The 18,553-nt window shown below is 33.8% G+C and carries 17 protein-coding genes, 2 pseudogenes and 1 riboswitch; all 19 genes and pseudogenes read left to right on the top strand.

Annotated features, from left to right (window positions below):
* Positions 1 to 135 precede the first annotated feature (135 nt).
* The 19 genes and pseudogenes from RCG18_RS25550 (at position 136) to RCG18_RS25460 (ending at position 18,479) form a co-directional block, all read left to right on the top strand.
* Positions 136 to 1,209 (top strand): 2,3-butanediol dehydrogenase, encoded by a 1,074-nt coding sequence (locus tag RCG18_RS25550; protein WP_308038787.1) that lies wholly within the window; start codon positions 136 to 138, stop codon positions 1,207 to 1,209.
* A 414-nt stretch (positions 1,210 to 1,623) separates the two neighbouring features.
* Positions 1,624 to 1,804: riboswitch (Lysine riboswitch) on the top strand.
* Between the two features lie 127 nt (positions 1,805 to 1,931).
* Positions 1,932 to 2,315, top strand: coding sequence for a hotdog fold domain-containing protein (locus RCG18_RS25545; RefSeq protein WP_308038786.1), 384 nt, complete (start codon positions 1,932 to 1,934; stop codon positions 2,313 to 2,315).
* Between the two features lie 79 nt (positions 2,316 to 2,394).
* Positions 2,395 to 3,216 carry a 3-keto-5-aminohexanoate cleavage protein gene (locus RCG18_RS25540; RefSeq protein WP_308038785.1) on the top strand — a complete coding sequence of 274 codons (822 nt, stop codon included), beginning with the start codon at positions 2,395 to 2,397 and terminating at the stop codon, positions 3,214 to 3,216.
* 36 nt (positions 3,217 to 3,252) lie between these two features.
* A complete protein-coding gene (locus tag RCG18_RS25535; RefSeq protein ID WP_308038784.1) occupies positions 3,253 to 3,906 on the top strand; it encodes a 3-oxoacid CoA-transferase subunit A in 654 nt (217 codons plus the stop codon).
* A gap of 1 nt (position 3,907) precedes the next feature.
* Positions 3,908 to 4,572: pseudogene (locus RCG18_RS25530) on the top strand (CoA transferase subunit B).
* A 12-nt stretch (positions 4,573 to 4,584) separates the two neighbouring features.
* The gene (locus RCG18_RS25525) at positions 4,585 to 5,619 is read left to right on the top strand and encodes an L-erythro-3,5-diaminohexanoate dehydrogenase (protein WP_308038783.1); all 1,035 of its coding nucleotides are present in this window, start codon (positions 4,585 to 4,587) and stop codon (positions 5,617 to 5,619) included.
* Positions 5,620 to 5,650: 31 nt separating this feature from the next.
* Positions 5,651 to 6,913, top strand: coding sequence for a lysine 2,3-aminomutase (gene ablA, locus RCG18_RS25520; RefSeq protein ID WP_308038782.1), 1,263 nt, complete (start codon positions 5,651 to 5,653; stop codon positions 6,911 to 6,913).
* 92 nt (positions 6,914 to 7,005) lie between these two features.
* On the top strand, positions 7,006 to 8,037 hold the full coding sequence (locus RCG18_RS25515) for a hypothetical protein (RefSeq protein WP_308038780.1): 1,032 nt from the start codon (positions 7,006 to 7,008) through the stop codon (positions 8,035 to 8,037).
* Positions 8,030 to 9,517, top strand: a complete 1,488-nt coding sequence (locus RCG18_RS25510; RefSeq protein WP_308038779.1) for a hypothetical protein — start codon at positions 8,030 to 8,032, stop codon at positions 9,515 to 9,517. Before RCG18_RS25515 ends, RCG18_RS25510 begins: the two co-directional genes overlap by 8 nt.
* Before the next feature lie 29 nt (positions 9,518 to 9,546).
* Positions 9,547 to 11,127 (top strand): lysine 5,6-aminomutase subunit alpha, encoded by a 1,581-nt coding sequence (locus tag RCG18_RS25505; protein ID WP_308038778.1) that lies wholly within the window; start codon positions 9,547 to 9,549, stop codon positions 11,125 to 11,127.
* 23 nt (positions 11,128 to 11,150) lie between these two features.
* Positions 11,151 to 11,939, top strand: coding sequence for an OAM dimerization domain-containing protein (locus RCG18_RS25500; RefSeq protein ID WP_308038777.1), 789 nt, complete (start codon positions 11,151 to 11,153; stop codon positions 11,937 to 11,939).
* Between the two features lie 67 nt (positions 11,940 to 12,006).
* Positions 12,007 to 13,184: pseudogene (locus RCG18_RS25495) on the top strand (acetyl-CoA C-acetyltransferase).
* 220 nt (positions 13,185 to 13,404) lie between these two features.
* Positions 13,405 to 14,184, top strand: coding sequence for a short-chain-enoyl-CoA hydratase (locus tag RCG18_RS25490; protein ID WP_308042115.1), 780 nt, complete (start codon positions 13,405 to 13,407; stop codon positions 14,182 to 14,184).
* Positions 14,185 to 14,195: 11 nt separating this feature from the next.
* Positions 14,196 to 15,335, top strand: coding sequence for an acyl-CoA dehydrogenase (locus RCG18_RS25485; RefSeq protein ID WP_308038776.1), 1,140 nt, complete (start codon positions 14,196 to 14,198; stop codon positions 15,333 to 15,335).
* A 24-nt stretch (positions 15,336 to 15,359) separates the two neighbouring features.
* Positions 15,360 to 16,139 (top strand): electron transfer flavoprotein subunit beta/FixA family protein, encoded by a 780-nt coding sequence (locus tag RCG18_RS25480; RefSeq protein WP_308038775.1) that lies wholly within the window; start codon positions 15,360 to 15,362, stop codon positions 16,137 to 16,139.
* 12 nt (positions 16,140 to 16,151) lie between these two features.
* The gene (locus RCG18_RS25475) at positions 16,152 to 17,156 is read left to right on the top strand and encodes an electron transfer flavoprotein subunit alpha/FixB family protein (protein WP_308038774.1); all 1,005 of its coding nucleotides are present in this window, start codon (positions 16,152 to 16,154) and stop codon (positions 17,154 to 17,156) included.
* Between the two features lie 241 nt (positions 17,157 to 17,397).
* The gene (locus tag RCG18_RS25470) at positions 17,398 to 17,763 is read left to right on the top strand and encodes a DUF2089 domain-containing protein (RefSeq protein WP_308038773.1); all 366 of its coding nucleotides are present in this window, start codon (positions 17,398 to 17,400) and stop codon (positions 17,761 to 17,763) included.
* Positions 17,764 to 17,789: 26 nt separating this feature from the next.
* Positions 17,790 to 18,164 carry a hypothetical protein gene (locus RCG18_RS25465; RefSeq protein ID WP_308038772.1) on the top strand — a complete coding sequence of 125 codons (375 nt, stop codon included), beginning with the start codon at positions 17,790 to 17,792 and terminating at the stop codon, positions 18,162 to 18,164.
* 57 nt (positions 18,165 to 18,221) lie between these two features.
* Positions 18,222 to 18,479, top strand: coding sequence for a hypothetical protein (locus RCG18_RS25460; protein ID WP_308038771.1), 258 nt, complete (start codon positions 18,222 to 18,224; stop codon positions 18,477 to 18,479).
* The last annotated feature ends 74 nt before the right edge of the window (positions 18,480 to 18,553 follow it).

Below are 18,553 nucleotides of genomic sequence, written 5' to 3'. Positions count from 1 at the left end.
AATGTGTCATATTGACACTTGTTTTGATGAAAAGGCTTGTAAAGAGGCCTTTTTTATTTTGGCACAATATTTGCTCTATATATCTGTGAATTGATTAACATACATAAGCTAAAATATACTTTAGGAGGAATAATCATGAAAGCAGCATTATGGTATGGAAAAAATGATGTAAGAGTTGAAAAAGTTGAGGAGCCAAAGGTAGTAAAAGGTTCAGTAAAAATTAAGGTTAAGTGGTGTGGAATTTGTGGCTCAGATTTACATGAGTACTTAGGAGGACCTATATTTATTCCAGTTGGACAGCCGCATCCATTAAGTGGTACTACAGCTCCAGTGGTTTTAGGTCATGAATTTTCCGGTGAAGTAGTAGAAATAGGTGAAGGTGTAACAAAGTTTAACGTTGGTGATAGAGTAGCGGTAGAGCCTATTGTAGCATGTGGTAAATGCCCTGCCTGTAAAGAAGGAAAGTACAATCTTTGTTCTTCATTAGGTTTCCATGGACTTTGCGGAAGTGGCGGCGGACTCGCTGAATATACTGTATTTCCAGAAGAGTTTGTACATAAAATTCCAGATAATATGTCTTACGAACAAGCTGCATTAATAGAACCAATGGCTGTTGCACTTCATTCAATAAGAATAGCTAATTTTAAAACTGGAGATACTGCAATAGTATTAGGATCAGGTCCAATTGGACTTGCAACTATAGAATGCTTAAAAGCGGCTGGTGCAAAGCTTGTAATAGTTTTACAAAGAAAATCCATAAGGCAGGAATATGCAAAGAGAGCTGGTGCAGATGTAGTATTAGACCCAAATGAAGTTGATATAGTGGAAGAAGTTAAGAAACTTACAGATGGAGTAGGTGTAGATGCTGCATTTGAAACTACTGGTGCTAAGATAGGATTTGAGACAGGACTTAACAGTTTAAAATTTGAAGGAACTATGGTGATAACAAGTATTTGGGAAAATGAGACAAGCTTTAACCCTAATCTTTTAGTATTCTCAGAAAAGAAAATTGTTGGAACATTAGCATATAGACATGAGTTTCCTGCAACAATTGCACAAATGAGTGATGGAAGAATAAAAGCAGAAGGATATATAACAAAGAAAATAGATCTTGATGATATAGTTGAAGAAGGATTTGGTTCTTTAACTGGCCCAGAAAAGAAAAAGCATGTTAAAATACTTGTAACTCCAGATAAAGCACTTTTATAGCTATAAATGTATATGCAAAACTATTTGCTAAGGCTTGTAAAAATGAAATAAGAAAAATAGATATAAAAAACACTAGGTAACTTACCTGGTGTTTTTTATTGTAAATAATAGCTTTTTAAATAAAAGAAGCAAAATATAAATGATATGATTACAAAACAGAAATTTAAATATATTTGAATGAAGAGAGTGCATTTTAGATTCGTTATTTTCATTAATTAGTATTAAAACTAATTAAAAAAATAAAAGTATTTATTTAAAATTTGGTTATATTTTACAATAAACTATTATAAATATTAAGTATAGCAAAATAAAAAAATAACAGATTTGGCACATAAGTAATACTTAAAAATAGACATAGGAATAAATAAAGGCACAACAAGTAAATTAAATCAATTTAACAAAAAAATAGACTAGTACATAAATAGAGGTGCAAGTAAAAAGGTAGCTTTTAAGTGCTAAGGAGAATACATCCTCCGATATTAAGAGCAAAGGGTTTATTTGCCGAAAGGGTATATTTGATATTAGGTATATCCTTGGGGATAGAGCATAGTGGTTCTATCACTGCCGTGAATAATCATGGAGCGCTATTTATGTGATGAGAAGAAAATTTTCATTGCATGAGTGGTGTAAATAACTTATAACTCTAGAGCATTGAAATTTTCAATGCTCTTTTTAAGTTTATTTATGTCCAAAAAAAATCATAGTTTAAGGGAGGAAGAACAATGAAAGTAATGATTAGAATGAGAATGAGTATGCATGATGCTCACTATGGAGGGAACTTAGTAGATGGAGCAAAAATGTTGAATCTTTTTGGAGATGTAGCTACGGAGCTCTTAATTAGAAATGATGGAGACGAGGGATTATTTAGAGCTTATGACAGTGTAGAGTTTTTAGCACCTGTATATGCTGGAGACTACATTGAAGCAGTAGGGGAAATTGTAAGCTGTGGAAACTCTTCAAGAAAAATGGTATTTGAAGCAAGAAAAGTAATTATTCCAAGACCAGATATCAATGATTCAGCTTGTGACGTATTAGAAGAACCTATTGTAGTATGTAAAGCTAGTGGAACTTGCGTTGTGCCAAATGATAAACAAAGAAAAAAATAAGTACCACAGTAAAAGTCCGAATATTTTTTATAAAGTAATTTACGAGTTAAATATTAAGAGGAAATGGAGAGATTATTTCATGGAGAAGCTGATTATTACAGCAGCAATTTGTGGTGCTGAAGTCACAAAAAAGCACAATCCTAGCGTTCCTTATACGGTAGAGGAGATTGGAAGAGAGGCAGAAGGGGCTTATAAAGCAGGTGCAAGTATTATACACCTGCATGTAAGAAATGATGATGGAATCTCTACTCAAGATAAGGAAAGATTTAGATTATGCATGGAAGAAATTAAGAGAAGATGCCCAGATGTAATTATTCAGCCATCTACTGGAGGAGCAGTCGGAATGACTAACGAGGAAAGACTTCAACCTGTATATCTTCAGCCAGAAATGGCTACGCTAGATTGCGGAACTTGTAACTTTGGTGGAGATGAAGTATTTGTCAACACTGAAAATACAATAAAAGAGTTTGGCAAAAAAATGATTGATTTAGGTATAAAGCCAGAGCTTGAGGTCTTTGACAAAGGCATGATAGATATGGCAATAAGACTTCAGAAAAAGGGATATATAAAAACTCCAATGCATTTTAACTTTGTAATGGGTGTAAATGGAGGAATAGATGCTGCTATAAGAGACTTTGAATTTCTAAGAGGAAGTATACCGCAAGGAAGCACCTTTACTGTGTCTGGAATAGGTAGAAATGAGTTTCCAGTTGCTGTTATGGGCATCGTTTCAGGAGGACACGTTAGAGTTGGCTATGAAGATAATGTTTACTTATCAAAAGGCATACTTGCCAAGTCGAATGGTGAATTAGTTGAAAAGGTAGTAAGGCTGGCAAAGGAGCTTGGAAGAGACATTGCTAGTGCAAAGGAAGCAAGAGAAATTTTAGGTATTAGTAAATAGTTTGAGCAAATAATTTAAGATTAAGGGAGGGACAAAATGGATAAGATTGTTAAGCCGGAAGATTTAAAGCCTCTCTTTAAGGACGGTATGTCTATTATGATTGGTGGTTTTTTAGGCTGTGGAACTCCGCATAAAATTATAGATCTTCTAATACAACTCAATATAAAGGATTTGACCATAATTGCAAATGATACCAGTTATGTAGATAAAGGAATAGGAAGACTTGTTGTGAACAAGCAGGTTAAGAAGGTTATAGCATCTCATATAGGAACAAACTCTGAAACTGGCAGGCTTATGAATTTAGGAGAAATGGAAGTAGAACTTGTACCACAAGGCACACTAATTGAAAGAATTAGAGCTGGTGGATCGGGACTTGGAGGAGTTTTAACACTTACAGGTGTAGGCACAACCATTGAGGAGGGTAAACAAAAGATAAGAATTCAAGATAAAGATTATCTTTTAGAATTACCATTAAAAGCGGATTTATCAATTATTAGAGGAACTATAGTGGATGAGTCCGGGAACACATTTTATAGAGGAACTACTAGAAACTTTAACCCTATAATTGCTATGGCTGGAGAAAAAGTAATAGTTGAAGCAGAAAAAATTGTTAAGATAGGACAATTAAACCCTGATTATGTTACAACTCCAGGGGTATTAGTAGATTATATTATAGAGGGGATTGAGTAGTATGATTACAGATGGCAAGCTTGCAAAACAAATTATAGCCAAAAGAATTGCTCAAGAATTACAGGATGGGCAGCTCGTAAATCTAGGAATAGGGCTTCCGACCTTAGTTGCAAACTATGTGCCAGAAGGAATTAATGTTACATTTCAATCAGAAAATGGAATGGTTGGAATGGGGCCTTTAAAAAAAGAAGGAGAAGAAGATTTAGATATAACTAATGCAGGAGGGCAATATGTATCAATACTTCCTCATGGAGCTTTCTTTGACAGTAGTATGTCTTTTGCGCTAATAAGAGGAGGACATGTTGATATTACTGTGCTTGGTGCTTTAGAGGTAGATCAAGAAGGGAATTTGGCTAACTGGATAATACCGGGTAAGATGGTTCCAGGCATGGGAGGAGCCATGGACCTTGTTGTAGGGGCAAAAAAGTAATAGTAGCTATGCTGCATACCGGAAAAGGTAAGCCTAAAATACTTAAAAAATGTAGTTTACCTTTAACAGCGAAAGGGGTTGTAAACCTCATAGTTACAGAACTCTGCGTTATAGAAGTAGCAAAAGAAGGGCTTGTACTTAAAGAGATTCATAAAGATACAAGTGTTGAAGAAATTAGATCCATGACGGAAGCTGATTTAATTATAGATGAAAACTTGAAAGTTATGAGTATATAGGGGGAAATCATTATGAAAAAAGGATGTAAATACGGTACACATAGAGTAATAGAACCAAAGGGAGTTTTAACACAAGCAGCATATAAAATTGATAATGATATGGAAATTTACAGCAATGAAATATTAATTGATGTTCAGGCATTAAATATAGATTCAGCTAGTTTTACTCAAATAGAACAGGAAGCAAAGGGAGATATAGAAAAAATAAAGGCTAGAATTCTTGAAATAGTCAATGAAAGAGGGAAAATGCAAAATCCAGTAACCGGATCTGGTGGAATGCTAATAGGAACTGTAACTAAAATAGGTGAAGATTTAGCTAATATAGATTTAAAAGTTGGGGATAAGATAGCTTCTCTTGTATCACTTTCTCTAACTCCATTAAAAATTGAAGAAATAACAGATATAAAACCTGAAATAGATAGAGTTGAAGTTAAGGCAAAAGCAATATTGTTTGAAAGTGCTATATATGCAAAACTTCCAAAGGACATGTCAGAAACATTGGCATTAGCAGCATTGGATGTAGCAGGTGCTCCGGCTCAAACTGCTAAGCTTGTAAAACCAGGGCAAAGTGTTTTAATTTTAGGTGCCAATGGCAAGTCGGGATTACTTTGTTGTTATGAAGCTATGAAAAGAGTGGGACCAACTGGAAGAGTAATAGCAATGGTAAGAAAGGAAGCTCAAGCTAAGAAAGTATTAGAGCTTGGGTTATGTCATAAGGCTATAATTAGTGATGCTCAAAAACCTGTAGATGTATTAAATAAGGCATTAGAAGCTAACGATGGAAAAGAAGTTGATATTTCAATTAGCTGTGTAAATGTAGCTAATACTGAAATGGCTTGCATACTTCCAGTTAAAGATAATGGTACTGTTTACTTCTTCTCAATGGCAACAAGCTTTACAAAGGCAGCACTAGGTGCTGAAGGTGTAGGCAAAGACGTTACTATGATAATAGGTAACGGATATACTAAAGATCATGCTGAAATAACGCTTGCTGAATTAAGAGAAAGTGAAGTATTAAGAAAATTATTTGAAGAAATGTATATTTAATAATGATGCTAAATTCATAGGGGGGCTACAAATGGAGATTAATAGAAGATATGAACTCTTTAAAGATATTACAGATGAGCAATGGAATGATTGGAAATGGCAAGTAAGAAATAGAATAGAAACTGTAGACGAGTTGAAAAAATATATACCGTTGACGGAAGAAGAGGAAGAAGGAGTAAAGCAATGCCTTAAATCATTGAGAATGGCAATAACTCCATATTATTTATCGCTAATTGATATCAATGATCCAAATGATGTTATAAGAAAGCAAGCTATAACAACAGCAGCAGAATTAATTAAGTCTGATGTAGATTTAACGGACCCGCTTCATGAAGATGGAGATTCACCAGTACCAGGGTTAACTCATAGATATCCAGATAGGGCATTACTTTTAGTGACAGACCAATGCTCAATGTACTGTAGACACTGCACTAGGAGGAGATTTGCTGGTCAAAGTGATACTGCCTTGCCAGTGTCTCAAATTGACAATGCAATAGATTATATAGCAAAGACTCCTGTTATTAGAGATGTGCTTATATCAGGGGGAGACCCTCTTCTTCTTTCTGATGAAAAGCTTGAATATATTATCCAAAGATTAAGAAAAATACCGCATGTTGAAATAGTGAGATTAGGCTCAAGAACTCCTGTGGTAATGCCTCAGAGAATTACAGAGAATTTAGTAAATATGCTTAAGAAATATCATCCAATATGGCTTAATACGCATTTTAATCATCCGAATGAAATCACTGAGGAATCAAAAAGAGCTTGTGAACTTTTAGCTAATGCCGGTATACCACTTGGAAACCAATCAGTTCTTCTTAGAGGGGTTAATGATTGTGTACATGTAATGAAGAAACTTGTACATGAATTAGTAAAAATAAGAGTTAGGCCGTATTATATATATCAATGTGATCTCTCCGTTGGACTTGGACACTTTAGAACGACTGTATCAAAAGGAATTGAAATTATAGAAGGGCTAAGAGGACACACATCCGGTTTCTGTGTTCCAACCTTTGTAGTTGATGCCCCTGGTGGTGGAGGAAAGATTCCTGTGATGCCAAACTATGTAATCTCTCAAGGATATAACAAAGTTATTCTTAGAAACTTTGAAGGAGTTATAACCACTTATGAAGAGCCTTCAGGCTATATTCCAGGTTGTCATTGTGAGGAGTGCCGCGGAGAAAAGAAAGAAAAGAGAGTTGGAGTTGCTGGACTATTAAATCATCAACAAATGGCTCTTGAGCCAGAAGGCTTAGAAAGAAAACAAAGAGAAAAGCATAAGAAGGAGATTTAATTTAGAGTATGAGTGCGTAAGAATTCTGTTTATAAGATGATTACTCGATGTAATAATACACTTTTAGTTTAGCTCATGAGGTATCAGTAAATATGAGAAAAATAAATATATTAGAAAGAATAAAAGGGTATAAGACAATATCCATAATAGGTATGGATAAAAATGTAGGTAAAACCACAGTGTTGAACTATATTTTAAATGAGGCCAGGGGAAGAATCTCCCTTGGTCTTACCTCCATAGGTAGAGATGGAGAAGATAGTGATAGAGTTACCTATACAGAAAAGCCAAAAATTTATATAGAAAAGGGCACCTATGTAGCTACTGCCAAACAGTGTTTATTAAATAGCGACATTACTAAAGAAATTATAAAAACCACCGGAATTAACACTCCCATGGGAGAAGTTATTATAACTAGAGCTTTAAGTGATGGATATGTGGAATTAGGTGGGCCTTCAATAAATTCTGCTATGAAAAATATATGTCATAATCTTTTAGAATATGGTAGTGAATTAGTTATAGTAGATGGAGCTCTTAGCAGAAAGACATTAGCTTCACCAGTAGTAACTGAAGCTGCAATATTATCCACTGGAGCATCACTTGGAAGGAGTATTAATAAGGTAGTAGATAATACTAGTTATATAGCCCAATTATTATCATTAGAAACAGAGAATGACAAGAAAATTTTAGAACTATGTAGAGAGATAAGGAAAAGTTCAAAAATTGGATTTATATATAAAGATAAGACTATAAAGTGTTTAGATATATTGACTTCATTAGAGGCTTCTAGAGAAATATGTGAAAATTTAAAGGAAAAAGTTAGTCATGTAGTTATAAAAGGCATAGCATCAGATAAACTTTTAAGAGATATTATGAAATCTACAGAAAAATATAAAGGAGTCACTTTCTTAATAGAAGATGGAACTAAATGTTTTGCAGAAAGAGAGACCTTTTATAAGTTTCAAAAGCAGGGAGGAATACTAAAGGTACTTAATAAGATAAGTTTAATATGTATTACATGTAATCCTAAATCACCTTATGGATATGAATTTGATAGACATAAGTTTTTAGATGAACTTAGAAAAAATATAAGCTTGCCAGTTTTCGATGTAGTTGGAGGTGATTAATATTAAGTTTTTGGATGATGAGCAAAGAGAACAAATAGGTTTTTCATTTATATTAGATAAGCTAGAAGTTATAACGCCATATGGAGTTCAGGAAAAAAAGAATATTAGGCCTTTTAAAAGAAATGAAATTCATAAGTTGTGTAATGAACTAAACATTCTAGATATTATGTGTAAAAATTTAAGGATTAATAAAGCAATTTATAATGATATAGAAAGAATATTTTATAGAATTAAAGATATTAGAAGTTCTATAAAAAGATGTGAGAACCTAGATAACTTAGATGATATAGAGTTATATGAGATAAAGTGCTTCGGATTATTGATGAATGAGTTTTTATTAGCTTTTGAAAGTTTAAATTTAAATATTGTAGATTTTAGATTTCACTCTCTTGAAAATCTAGTTAATATATTAGATCCAGAAGGCAAAAGAATTCCTACCTTTTATATATATAATAGCTATTCTGAAAAATTGAAGAAAATTAGAGCGGATAAAGAAAGACTTGAAGAAAAAATAATAATAGAAAAAGATGATTTGAGGCTTAAAGCTCTTAAAGAAGAACGATTAAATACAGTATTAGAAGAAGAGGAAGAAGAATTAGTTATAAGAACAAAGTTGACTAAGAAAATAAAAGAGTATTGTTATATATTAAAAGAGAGTATTGAAAATATTGGTAAGTTTGATTTTTTATTAGCAAAGGCAAAGTTAACTTTAAGATATAAAGGGGTAAAGCCAGAGATTTCAGACAAGATGGAGATTGTTTTTGAAGATGTATTTAACCCTATGATTGCTGAGATTTTAGAGAATAAAGGCAAAAACTTTACAGCCTTAAATATACAGCTTAAAAGAGGTACTACTATTGTAACTGGAGCAAATATGGGCGGAAAAAGTGTCGCTTTAAAAACTATAGTTTTAAATCTTCTACTTGCTCAGTGTGGATTTTTTGTATTTGCAAAGTATGCAGTAGTACCAACATTGGATTTTATACATTTTATATCAGATGATATGCAGTCAGTATCTAAGGGACTTAGCACCTTTGGAGCTGAAATACTTAAGCTTAAAGAAGTTATTGAGGATGCAAAAAAGAAAAAAGGCTTTATTGCTTTAGATGAATTTGCTAGAGGAACAAATCCTAAGGAAGGCTATTATTTAGTTAAATCTGTGTCGAAGTATTTGAAAAATTTCGGTTCCGTAAGCCTTATTTCAACTCACTACGATGGAATAGCTGATGATGATATGGAGCACTATCAAGTAATAGGACTTAAAAATATAGATTTTAATTCTTTAAAATACAAGATTGATTTAAATAAAAGATATTCGGTAGAAATAATACAAGATCATATGGAATACCGCTTGGAGATAGTATCAAAAGAAAGTGGAGTTCCAAAGGATGCTTTAAATATATGTGTACTGCTTGGATTGGAAGATGAGGTTATAAATATAGCAAAAAAATATTATAACGATGATTACAAAATTAAGTGATATATCAGAGGGAAAGAAGGGAAAAAACTATGGAAAGTAAATTAAATTTAGACTGGACTGTAGTGGATAAGAGCAGACAAGCGGCTAAAAATATAGCGATATATACTCAAGAATTCATTAACAAAAATACCACTGTATCTGTAGAAAGAACTATATGTAGACTTCTTGGAATTGACGGAGTAGATGAATATGGAGTCCCTCTTCCTAACGTGGTAGTTGATAACATAGAAAAGGGAAATGGGCTTTCAATGGGAGCAGCTTTATTTATAGGAAATGCAATAGTCAATACAAATCTAACTCCGCAGGAGATAGCAGAAAAAGTTGGGAAAAAAGAGCTAGATTTAACTAAGCTTCCAATGAAAGATTTATTTGAAATAAAGATAGCCATTAATAGAATTGCAAAAGAAACAGTTGAAATAATAAGAAAAAATAGAGATAAAAGAGAACAATATCTTCAGAAGTTTGGAGACAAAAAAGGGCCATATCTATATGTAATTGTTGCAACAGGAAATATATATGAAGATATAGTTCAAGCTGAAGCTGCTGCAAAGCAAGGAGCAGATATTATTGCAGTAATAAGAACAACAGGCCAAAGCTTATTGGATTATGTGCCTTATGGTGCAACAACAGAAGGCTTTGGGGGAACTTTTGCTACTCAAGAAAACTTTAAGCTTATGAGAAAAGCTTTAGATGAAGTTGGAGAAGAATTAGGAAGATATATAAGACTTTGTAACTATTGTTCAGGACTTTGTATGCCTGAAATTGCAGCTATGGGAGCTTTAGAAAGATTAGATGTTATGCTTAATGATGCTCTTTATGGAATATTATTTAGAGATATAAATATGAAGAGAACTATTGTGGATCAATATTTTTCTAGAATAATTAATGGATTTGCAGGAGTAATCATAAATACTGGTGAGGATAACTACTTAACTACTTCAGATGCAGTTGAGGAAGCTCATACAGTACTTGCTTCCCAATTTATTAATGAACAATTTGCTCTTCTTTCGGGGCTTCCTGAAGAACAGATGGGACTAGGACATGCGTTTGAAATTAATCCTGAACTAAAGAATGGATTTCTATATGAGCTAGCTCAGGCTCAAATGGTTAGAGAAATATTCCCAAAGGCGCCATTAAAATATATGCCTCCTACAAAATTCATGACAGGAAATATATTTAAGGGTCACGTTCAAGATGCATTATTTAATATGATTACCGTATTAACCTCTCAAAAGCTTCATCTACTTGGAATGCTTACGGAAGCTATTCATACCCCATTTATGTCTGATAGGGCATTATCTATAGAAAATGCCAGATATATTTTTAATACCATGGAAGATTTAGGTGAAGAAATAAGTTTTAAAAAAGGTGGCATAATGGAAGAAAGAGCGTCTGAAGTACTAAACAAAGCCTGTGAGCTTTTACAAGAGATAGAGTCTATAGGATTATTCAAGACTCTTGAAAGAGGAGTGTTTGCAGGAGTTAAGAGGCCAATAGATGGAGGAAAGGGATTAGATGGAGTAATTGAAAAAGGAAAGGATTATTTTAATCCATTTATAGCTATGATGTTAAAAGATAAAACAGATGACCAGTGCATAGGTGCCGTATAGGTAATGTAAGGAGGTAGATGTTAATGGGTGGGGGATTATATTCAACGGATAAAAAAGGATTTGATAAAAATTTAGATTTAACAAGGTTGAAACCATATGGAGATACAATGAATGATGGTAAGGTTCAAGTTAGTCTTACCCTTCCGGTAAAAGACGGAGACAAGGCAGTGGAAGCAGCTAAGATACTAGCAAAAAAGATGGGATTAGAAGATCCTTCGGTAGCATATCACTGTGCTCTAGACAAGGAATTCACATTCTGTGTAGTATATGGTAGCTTAACACATACTGTTGATTATACTTCAATTCAGGTTCAAACTGTTGATGTTCATACTATGGATATGAGTGAAGCGAATAAATATATTAAAGATAATATAAAGCGTAAGGTTGTTGTTGTTGGAGCAAGTACAGGCACCGATGCCCATACTGTCGGAATAGACGCTATTATGAATATGAAGGGCTTTGCTGGACACTATGGGCTAGAGAGATATGAAATGATGGAAGCTCATAATTTGGGCAGCCAAGTTCCAAATGAAGAGTTTATTAAAAAGGCAATAGAATTTAAAGCAGATGTACTTTTAGTGTCTCAAACAGTTACTCAAAAGAATATCCATATACAAAACTTAACGGAGCTCGTAGAACTTCTAGAAGCAGAAGGTTTAAGAGATAAGGTGATCTTAATCTGTGGAGGACCAAGAATAACCCATGAGCTTGCAAAAGAACTGGGTTATGATGCAGGGTTTGGTCCAGGGAAATATGCTGATGATGTAGCTACTTTTGCAATAACTGAGATAGTTAAAAGAAGGGAAAAATAAATATTGAAAATTAGAGTGCATTTTTGAGATGTAAATAAGAATTTATACAAAAAGGGGGTAATAAAGAATGAGAGAAGTAGTTATAGTCAGTGCAACAAGAACAGCTATTGGTTCCTTTGGAGGTACATTAAAAGATGTGTCAGCAGTGGATTTAGGTGCCATTGTAATAAAAGAAGCTATATGTAGAGCTGGTATTAAACCCGAAATAGTAGATGAGGTAATAATGGGAAATGTTTTGCAGGCGGGACTCGGACAAAATGTAGCTAGACAAGCGATGGTTAAGGCTGGTATTCCAGTTGAAGTTCCTGCCATGACTATAAACAAGGTTTGCGGCTCAGGTTTAAGGGCGGTTTCATTAGCATGTCAAATAATAAAAGCTGGAGATGCAGATGTAATTATAGCTGGTGGCATGGAAAACATGTCAAGAGCTCCCTACCTTTTAAACAATGCAAGATGGGGACAGAGAATGGGCAATGGAGAATTAATTGACGAGATGATAAATGACGGATTAACAGATGTATTTAACAAATATCATATGGGAATAACTGCAGAAAATATAGCCAAGCAGTGGGAAATCACTAGAGAAGAACAGGATCAGTTTGCACTAGCATCACAGAATAAAACAGAAGCGGCTATAAAAGCTGGAAAATTTGAAGAGGAAATAGCACCAGTAGCTATTAAGACAAAAAAGGTGAAGTCATATTTGAAAAAGACGAATTTCCAAGGTTTGGTACAACAATCGAATCTTTGACAAAGTTAAAACCAGCTTTCAAGAAAGATGGTACAGTGACTGCTGGCAATGCATCAGGAATAAATGATTGCGCTGCTGCAGTTATTGTAATGAGTGCAGAAAAAGCTGATGAACTAGGAGTTAAACCTCTTGCTAAAATAGTTTCTTATGGACAGAGAGGGCTAGAACCATCAATAATGGGATACGGACCATTTTATGCAACTAAAAAGGCATTAGAATTATCTGGTTTGAAAATAGAAGATATAGATCTTATTGAAGCAAATGAAGCATTTGCAGCTCAAAGCTTAGCTGTTGCAAAAGATTTAAAGTTTAATATGGATAAAGTAAACGTAAATGGTGGAGCTATAGCTCTTGGACATCCAATTGGAGCTTCAGGGACAAGAATACTTGTATCACTATTATACGAAATGAAAAGAAGAAATGTAAAAACTGGACTGGCAACTCTATGTATAGGTGGAGGAATGGGAACAGCGCTTATAGTTGAACGAATCTAGGAGATATAGGGGTACTAGGCTGAAAGTTAACTTATACCCTGGGCTTTGGAAACATATCCCTTTGTATAAGTTAACTTTCTAGTTTGTTTCCCTATATAGATATCTAACTTCGATAATTGACTTAACCAAGGTATTAATAGGGGTACCCCATGAATACCGCTAATATCCAGGTTAGATATCTATATAAGTTAGTAAGTAGGGCTATATGAAAGGAGTTATTATGGAATTTAAGAATATAATTCTTGAAAAAGAAGGCAAAGTTGCGATAGTTACAATTAATAGACCTAAGGCATTAAACGCATTAAATTCAGAAACTTTAAGAGAATTAGATGCTGCTATTAATGACGTATCAGAAGACAAGGAAATTTTTGCACTAATAGTCACTGGAACGGGAAAGGCTTTTGTGGCAGGTGCGGATATAGCTGAAATGAAAGATCTTAATACTATAGAGGGAAGAGACTTTAGTTTATTAGGTAATAGGGTCTTTAGAAAGTTAGAAAACATGGAAAAGCCAGTAATTGCAGCTATTAATGGTTTTGCATTAGGTGGAGGCTGCGAACTATCAATGGCTTGTGATATTAGAATAGCTTCATCAAAAGCTAAATTTGGACAACCTGAGGTTGGCCTTGGAATAATTCCAGGCTTTGGGGGAACTCAAAGATTATCAAGACTTGTTGGTGAAGGAATGGCAAAAGAGCTTATATTCTCAGGAAAAATAATAGATGCACAAGAGGCATTAAGAATAGGATTAGTCAATAAAGTAGTTGAACCAGAACAGTTGATAGAAGAGGTTAAGACACTGGCAAAGACTATAACGGCTCAAGCACCAATAGCCGTTAAACTCTGTAAGGTAGCTATTGCTAAAGGAATGCAATGTGATATAGATACTGGTATTTCATATGAAGCTGAAGTGTTTGGACTATGTTTTTCAACGTTGGATCAAAAAGAAGGCATGACAGCATTTATAGAAAAAAGAGATAAAACTTTTAGAAATAGATAGGAGGACTAATTATGGATTTTACATTGTCAAAAGAACAACAATTAGTGCAACAAATGGTAAGAGAGTTTGTTGAGAATGAAGTTAAGCCGTTAGCAGCAGAAATTGATGAAACTGAAAGGTTCCCTATGGAAACAGTGAAAAAGATGGCTAAATACGGAATGATGGGTATACCATTTTCTAAAGAATATGGCGGAGCCGGTGGAGATACTCTTTCATATATATTAGCAGTTGAGGAGTTATCAAAGGTTTGTGGTACTACTGGAGTTATTCTTTCAGCTCACACTTCACTATGTGCTTCAGTAATTGATAAATATGGTACTGAAGAGCATAAGCAAAAATACTTAATACCTCTTGCAAAGGGTGAAAAGTTAGGAGCCTTTGGTTTAACGGAGCCAAACGCAGGAACAGATGCTTCAGGGCAGCAAACTACAGCAGTACTTGATGGAGATAACTATATAATCAATGGCCAAAAAATATTCATAACAAACGGTGGAGCAGCTGATATTTTTATAGTATTTGCTATGACAGACAGAAGTAAGGGCACAAAGGGAATTTCAGCATTTATAGTTGAGAAAGGCTTTAAAGGTTTCTCAATAGGTAAGTTAGAAGAGAAGATGGGAATTAGAGCATCTTCAACTACTGAGCTTATATTTGAAGATTGTATAGTACCAAAGGAAAACTTATTAAGCAAGGAAGGAAAAGGATTTGGTGTTGCTATGGGCACTCTTGATGGAGGAAGAATTGGTATAGCAGCTCAAGCGTTAGGAATAGCAGAAGGTGCCTTCAATGAAGCGGTAGCTTATATGAAAGAAAGAAAACAGTTCGGCAGATCCTTAGATAAATTCCAAGGACTATCTTGGATAGTGGCTGAATTGGATACAAAGATCGAAGCAGCAAAACACTTAGTATACAAAGCAGCATGTAAGAAAGATGCTGGGCTTCCGTATTCTGTAGATGCAGCAAGAGCTAAATTATTTGCAGCAGATATTGCTATGGAAGTAACAACTAAGGCTGTTCAATTATTTGGTGGATATGGATATACAAAGGAATATCCAGTTGAAAGAATGATGAGAGATGCTAAGATAACTGAAATCTATGAAGGAACTTCACAGGTTCAGAAGATGGTTATTTCAGGAAGCATATTTAGATAAGAATAGACAAGGAGGACAACATTAATGAATATAGTAGTTTGTTTAAAACAAGTTCCAGATACAACAGAAGTTAAAATAGATCCGAAGACAGGAACCCTTATAAGAGAAGGAGTTCCATCAATAATAAATCCAGATGATAAAAATGCTTTAGAGGAAGCACTTGTATTAAAAGAAAAGGTAGGAGCCAAAGTTACTATAATAAGTATGGGGCCACCACAGGCAGAAGCAGCTTTAAGAGAAGCAATAGCTATGGGAGCAGATGAAGCAATACTTATATCAGACAGAGCTTTTGCTGGAGCAGATACATTGGCAACATCAAATGCACTAGCAGGAGCACTAAAAAAACTAGACTATGACATAGTATTTGCAGGAAGACAGGCTATAGATGGAGATACAGCACAGGTTGGACCAGAAATAGCTGAGCATTTAAACATCCCGCAAATCACTTATGTAGAAAAAGTAGAGGTTGAGAGAGATGCATTAAAAGTACAAAGAGCATGGGAAGATGGATACGAAGTAATAAAGGTCAAGACTCCAGTTCTTCTAACAGCTATAAAAGAACTAAATGAACCAAGATACATGCATATGTCAAATATCTTTGAAACATACAAGAAAGAAATAAAAGTATGGAGTGCAGCTGATATAGATGTAGATACATCTCTTCTTGGATTAGCTGGATCACCAACAAAGGTTAGGAAGTCAATGACTAAGGAAGCAAAAGGACAAGGTGAATTAGTAAACCTACCAGCAAAAGAAGCAGCAGCATATGCAGTTTCAAAATTAAAAGAAAAACACTATATCTAGGAGGTAGTTACAATGAACATAGCAGATTATAAAGGCGTATGGGTATTGGCTGAGCAAAGAGAAGGAAAGCTTCAAAAGGTATCCTTAGAATTGTTAGGAAAAGGAAGAGAATTATCAGACAAGTTAGGTGTAGAGCTAACAGCTCTTTTACTTGGAAGTGATATAGATGATATAGCAAAAGAGTTAGTAGCCTATGGAGCAGATAAGGTAATATATGCTAATAGTCCACTATTAAAGCACTTCACAACAGATGGATATGCAAAAGTCATATGCGACTTAGCAAAGGATATAAAACCAGAAGTAATACTAGTCGGTGCTACCTTTATGGGAAGAGATTTAGCTCCAAGAGTGGCAGCAAGACTTGCTGCAGGGCTAACAGCAGACTGTACATCTCTTGATATAGATCCAGAAAACAAAAACCTACTTATGACAAGACCAGCCTTTGGTGGAAACTTAATGGCCACAATAGTTTGTGGAGATCACAGACCACAGATGTCTACAGTAAGACCTGGAGTATTTGAAAAGTTAGCTAAGGATACATCAAGAAATGGAGAAATTCAAAAGGCATCCATAGATTTAACAGAATCGGATATAAGAACGAAGACAAAAGAAGTTGTTGAACTTACCAAACAAGTAACGGATATTGGAGAAGCTAAAATAATAGTTTCTGGCGGAAGAGGAATAGGAAATAAAGAAGGCTTTGAACTATTAAAGGAACTTGCTAATGTTTTAGGTGGAACAATAGCAGGATCAAGGGCGGCTATAGACAATGGATGGTTAGATAAAGCATATCAAGTTGGACAAACTGGTAAGACAATTAGACCAAATCTTTATATAGCCTGTGGTATATCGGGAGCAATACAACATTTAGCTGGAATGCAGGATAGTGATTATATTATAGCTATAAATAAAAATGCAGATGCTTCTATAATGAAAGTAGCTGATCTTGCATTAGTTGGAGATTATAAGAAGATTATTCCTGAACTTGTAGCTCAAATTAAAGAATTAAACAATTAGTTTAAAATGAAAATAAATCAAGTAGGAGCTGAATAATTATTTTATTCAGCTCCTACTTGGCTTACATATAAAATAAATAAAAACATTCAATAAAATTAATTTATCAAGGAAGATTTGATTTTTATTGAATAATAAATTAATAAAATTAATTTTTAGATTTACTTTATTAATTTTGTTAATTTTTATATTGAAATAATCAATAAAAATGTTATAATGAAATTAAATGAAAGAGGTGGAGAAAATGGCATATAAATTAATAAGCAAGTGTCCTGTATGCGACTCTAAATTAAATATAATAAAATTGAAATGCCAAAAGTGTTCTACAGTAATTGAAAATGAATTTGAACTTTCCAAACTAGAGTATTTAGATAATGAACATATAAATTTTATTGAGGTATTTGTAAAATGCAGAGGCAACATAAAGGATGTAGAGAAAGAACTGGGTATTTCTTATCCTACTGTAAGAGCTAAGTTAGATGATGTAGTATCAGCTTTAGGATATACAGTAATTAAAAAAACATCAATAGGAAGTAAGACAATAATAGATATGCTTGAAAAAGGAGATATAACTCCTGAAGAAGCGATTAAAATGATGAAAGAAGAATAATATAAATATATAGGAGGAAATTTAAAATGAAAGAAGAAGTAGTAAGAATATTAAAGATGGTGGAAGAAGGCAAAATAAGCTCAGAAAAGGCAGCAGAACTTATAGCAGTATTGGGAAATAACAAGGAAGAGCTAATGGTTAAAAGAAATGACAAAATGATTAAGATAAAAGTACTTTCAAAAGACAATGATTCAGTAAATGTAACTATTCCTGTTAGATTAGTTCAGGCAGTAGGAGGGGCTATAAGTAAGCTTCCACCAATAAAAGAAATAGAAGGATTAGATATAGATATTCAAGATATCATACAGATAATTCTTGATTCTGTAAGTTCAGACATTGAAGGTAGATTGGTAGATGTTAAAAGTGCGCAGGGAGATATCGTAGAAATTGTTATAGAATAGACATCATAAATAGTTATCTAGGCTATAAAAGGTTAATATTTTTGTAGGAGAAATTGTATGATGAGGTTATATATAAGAATAAATGGAGGTATTAGGCTATTCTTTCCTATACCTATAGGGATTGCAAAATTAGGATGCAGGCTTGTAAATAGTTCAATTGTAAGAAAGAATATTCCACAAGATACCATTCAATATATTGATTGTATCGATTTTAAAAAGCTTATAGAAAGTTTAGATATCTTAAAAGAATATAAGGGATTAAAACTAGTAGATGTGCACAGTAGTGATGGTACAGAGGTTACTATTATAATTTGATATACCGTAAAATGAGTAAAAATTTATTTTTTATATTTAGAACTATATATTGTATTAAGTTAAAGGAGTGGTAA

Origin of the sequence: Clostridium sp. OS1-26, assembly GCF_030915445.1 — a bacterium.
Taxonomy (GTDB): Bacteria; Bacillota; Clostridia; order Clostridiales; family Clostridiaceae; genus Clostridium_AM.
Note: the sequence above shows the minus strand (reverse complement) of the source record. Positions and strands in the feature narration are given on the sequence as shown.